The sequence below is a fragment of the Microcoleus sp. Pol1C5 genome (genome assembly GCF_036701115.1).
Classification (GTDB): Bacteria; Cyanobacteriota; Cyanobacteriia; order Cyanobacteriales; family Microcoleaceae; genus Microcoleus.
In genome coordinates this window covers 1-4,386 of record NZ_JAUBQE010000116.1, presented here as the reverse complement: position 1 = coordinate 4,386, position 4,386 = coordinate 1, and the positions used below count along the sequence as shown (strand labels likewise).

At 41.7% G+C, this 4,386-nt stretch carries 3 protein-coding genes and 1 pseudogene; all 4 read right to left on the bottom strand.

Features of this window, described 5'->3' with window-relative positions:
• Positions 1-443: leucine-rich repeat domain-containing protein (locus QUA23_RS30485; RefSeq protein WP_333093977.1), on the bottom strand; the 443-nt coding region annotated here is incomplete at its 3' end.
• Between the two features lie 1,082 nt (positions 444-1,525).
• Positions 1,526-1,633, bottom strand: a pseudogene (locus tag QUA23_RS30480) (IS1 family transposase); the annotation flags it as partial.
• Positions 1,634-2,344: 711 nt separating this feature from the next.
• Complete coding sequence (locus tag QUA23_RS30475; protein WP_333078915.1) at positions 2,345-3,517, bottom strand: leucine-rich repeat domain-containing protein; 1,173 nt, start codon at positions 3,515-3,517, stop codon at positions 2,345-2,347.
• Positions 3,518-3,718: 201 nt separating this feature from the next.
• Positions 3,719-4,117: a leucine-rich repeat domain-containing protein gene (locus QUA23_RS30470; RefSeq protein WP_333078916.1), complete on the bottom strand. Its 399-nt coding sequence runs from the start codon at positions 4,115-4,117 to the stop codon at positions 3,719-3,721.
• Positions 4,118-4,386: the final 269 nt, after the last annotated feature.

The window sequence follows — 4,386 nt, the reverse complement described above, 5'->3', positions numbered from 1 at the left end:
GGTTTGATGTCGCTGATTTGATTGTTGTCGAGGGAGAGCCAATCCAGGTGAGTCAAAGATGCTAGCGGTTTGATGTCGCTAATTTGATTGTTGTCGAGGGAAAGCCAATCCAGGTGAGTCAAAGATGCTAGCGGTTTGATGTCACGGATTTTATTTTTGTCGAGCTTTAGTTTCGTGAGACTCGAAAGTTTCCGAGCGGCTGCCTTGCACTCAGTAGTTCCCGCTTTCTTCAACAACACCTCAACAGTATGTTTAGTTTCAGGACTCAAAGAAGCCTTTTCGTGACACCAATCAGCAAATGTCCGTTCACTATCGCCCCGTTGTTTCTGCACGAGCCATGAGAAAAGTTCATTTCTACTAATTTGCGATTGACCCAATATTCCCAGTAACAGAATGCTGACCAATCCTATCGAAGTCAATTTCATCAATTGGGGGTGATTCATTAGCATCTCCTAAAATATGGTAGATGTCAAAAGTAAAGATATCGCCAACACTTTAGCTGACTTTAGCCCGACGTTCTTGAAACCGTGTTACAAACCCTTGGTATTGACAAAGAGTGTTTGGTTCATGGCTTTTATCTTAAATAGCTTATGGTGTAAGCTGTTCCAACATGAGCTCAGTATACCCATTTTCTTTACTCCAAATTACACCACTCAAGATTTGAAAGAGATTGTTTGATTCAGGTTTTTTATTCTAAATAACTTATGGTGTAAGCTGTTCCAACATGAACTAATTATACCCATTTTTTCCACTCCAAATTACACCACTCAAGATTTGAGAGAGATTGTTTGATTTAGGGCTTTTATCCTAAATAGCTTATGGTGTAAGCTGTTCCAACATGAACTCAGTATACCCATCTTTTCCACTCCAAATTACACCACTCAAGATTTGAGAGAGATTGTTTGGTTTATGGCTTTTATCCTAAATAGCTTATGGTGTAAGCTGTTCTAAAATGAGTTCAGTATACCCATTTTGGTGCTGCTAAATACAGGTATGAATTCAAGATTTCGGAATGGCTATAAGCCAAGTAGAGTGAGTTTTGTAACATCAAGCGAAAAGTTGATTCATACCGTGAATCAGCAACGCCGAAAAACGATTAAACCAGTCATAATTACGGAGATCGTATCGTATTGGTCTGTTTGAGTGATTTATAAATGTAAACTGATAGCCACCATCCGAGTTTGCATCAAAAAATGTAGCCAGGTCGCTCTCCTTTTTTATTATGGATTGGTTCCTAAATGTTGAGTTTGGATAATTTGTTTCAAATCCCAACTCTGTTTCCTTAATTAATATCGTAAATAAACAAATGGGATAAAACTAGAGTAGTTTGTGCCAATTTAATTGCTTAAGTTTGTATTTCCTGTTGCTCGTGAAGGTAGTTATTTTTGCACAACTGTGCAATGGGTAATATCAAAATTGGGCGTTGCTGATTCACGGTATGAGTCAACTTTTTTGGAAAGTTACAAAACTCCTCCTACTGGGCTTATAGGACTCCAAACTTAATGTTGCTCAATAGCGGTATGAATTATTGAGGAACCGGAACATCCCAGAATTTCAGATAATGTAGTAACAATCTAATTGAGTGTCTCAGTAGTTCTTCTAATTGGGAATAGCGCAGTATCTTGCAATACAGAAATGTGATCAGTGTTTACCTTGTTTCTTCCCATTTTTACGGATATGGGTGCAACCGCATTCTGGGCATTGCATCCTTAATTGATTTCAATTCATACGAACATTATGCAACGCCCCCATTTTTTCCACTCCAAATTACACCACTCAAGATTTGAGAGAGATTATTTGGTTCAGGGCTTTTATCCTAAATAGCTTATGGTGTAAGCTGTTCTAACATGAGCTCAGTATACCCATTTTCTCCACTCCAAATTACACCACTCAAAAATTGACAGCCTTTTATGAAAATGGTTGGTTTAACTTTGACATCGGGGTGAAATGAGCAGTCGTACAGAAACTTACGCTAAGGAATTGATTAGTCGTTTTGAATATTGCGTTCGCCTCTTATAAATCTGTACCAATCGATCTGTCTGAAACTTAAAAGTCTCAAATCCTTACTGTGCCGTACAAAAAAGCTGTACCAAAAAATTTATGCTCTAATTGGTACAGTTTAATTTTTAACTCTTTAAGTTTTTGAGAGATAAAAAGATAGTTCCCAGAATGCTTATCCAGTAAAAGTTTCAGCCTTAGCGTAAGTTTCTGTACGACTGCTCATTTACCCCCTAAGTTAGGCGGGGAAACCCAAATTTTCTAGCCTAAAGCTTGTAACCGTTGCAGTTTCATCCGAATAATCTAATTTTCCTATTTAGATCTGGAACGGCTACAGCTCCCTCAGCTATTCATATATTTTCAGTCTCGGCAATTGTTTGAGCGTCTCTGGAATGGAAGTAATCTGATTGTCATTGAGACGAAGCTTGCTCAGATTCGATAGTTGGCCGAGCGCATCTGGGATGGAGGTAATCTGATTGTCATTGAGGTCAAGCCATTTCAAATTCGACAGTTGCCCGAGTGCCTCTGGGATGGCTGTAATCTGATTGCTCTCGAGGTCAAGCCATTCCAAATTCGACAGTTGCCCGAGTGCCTCTGGGATGGCTGTAATCTGATTGCTCCCGAGGGAAAGCACTGTCAGATTTGACAGTTGCCTAATTGCCTGTGGGATAGAGGTAATCTGATTGCTATTAAGGTAAAGCTCTGTTAGATTCGACAATTGCCCGATCGTATCTGGGATGGCTGTAATCTGATTTTCACCAAGGTTAAGCTCTGTCAGATTCGACAGTTGCCCGATCGTATGTGGGATGGCTGTAATCTGATTTTCCTTAAGGTTAAGCTCTGTCAGACTCGACAGTTGCCCGATCGCATCTGGGATGGCTGTAATCTGATTGCTCCAGAGGGAAAGCTCTGTCAGATTCGACAGTTGCCCGATCGTATCTGGGATAGAGGTAATCTGATTGAAACTGAGGTAAAGCTCTGTTAGATTTGACAGTTTGCCGATCGTATCTGGGATGACCGTAATCTGATTGCCAATGAGGGAAAGCTGTGTCAGATTTGACAGCTGCCCAATCGTATCTGGGATGGCTGTAATCTGATTGCTCCCGAGGGAAAGCACTGTCAGATTTGACAGTTGCCCAATTGCCTCTGGGATAGAGGTAATCTGATTGCTACCAAGGTTAAGCTCTGTCAGATTCGACAATTGCCCGATCGTATCTGGGATGGCTGTAATCTGATTTTCATTGAGGTCAAGCAATATCAGATTGGACAGTTGCCCGATCACTTCTGGAATGGAGGTTATCTGATTCTGACGGAGGGTAAGCCATCTTAGACCGGACAGTTGACCTAACGCTTCTGGGATGGAGGTAATCTGAGTATTGCTGAGATTAAGCCGTGTCAGATGCGTACACTTGCCAATTTCCGATGGTATTTCTTGCAACTGCAAACCCGATAAATTTAATATAGTCAAACTTTCATCAGCAACCTGCTCAAATAGTCGCACTGCTTCCTCTGGGCCCATGTCGTTTACCTCTCAGTAACATTTGTTTCATTGTGACCAGAACTTAGCTTGTTGGAAAGCGATATTTGCCAACCTAGGGCTTGAAACTGTTACGGCTAGGTTGCGGGTAAGGTTCACTCTGCATAACAGAGCTTATAAATACCTAAGACACCACACCCGAAGGCTAAGTCAGGATAGAGTAATTTTCTGAACTCTCCAGCTTTAAGAGCTAGGTTTTAGTTCCCATTTACAGATAGACTCTGGCTTGAGAGGACAAGTTTTGGGTGCGCTCGAATTTCCACTGAGATAAAGAGCAGTCAGTTTAGTCAAGGATGCTAGCGGTTTGATGTCACTGATTTTATTATTGTCGAGGGTGAGTTCTGTGAGACTCGAAAGTTGTCGATCGGCCGCCTCGCACTCAGTAGTTCCCGCTTTCTCCAACAACACCTCAACAGTATGTTTAGTTTCAGGACTCAAAGAAGCCTTTTCGTGACACCAATTAGCAAATGTCCGTCCACTATCGCCCCGTTGTTTCTGCACCACCCATGAGGAAGATTCATTTCCACTATTTTGCGACTGACTCGATACCACCAACAGGAAAACCAGGATTAATAAAATCATAGAGAATAACCCCTGTAGATTTTTATATATTTCCCCATCTAGGATTTGAAAGTGCAGAGGGTACGTCAGAAAATGTCATACTGTCACCCTGATATTAGTTTTCGGTTCTCTGTGGCTAGCTGTGATCGACCCCAGTACACGGTCAGCATTTGGCAACCTAAAGCCAGAGCTCATCCGCAACCGGAAGCGCAAGGAGCTTGCGACCAAAGACTGTAGGTTGTCGGTGTGCAGCGACTTGTTAGCCCGTTGTTGACGGCTCTTAGCGTGAT

What these genes read in the sequence shown, in the direction of transcription:
- QUA23_RS30470 (WP_333078916.1), bottom strand. Translation starts at nt 4,117, where the DNA reads ATGATTTTATTAATCCTGGTTTTCCTGTTGGTGGTATCGAGTCAGTCG.
- QUA23_RS30475 (WP_333078915.1), bottom strand. Translation starts at nt 3,517, where the DNA reads ATGGGCCCAGAGGAAGCAGTGCGACTATTTGAGCAGGTTGCTGATGAA.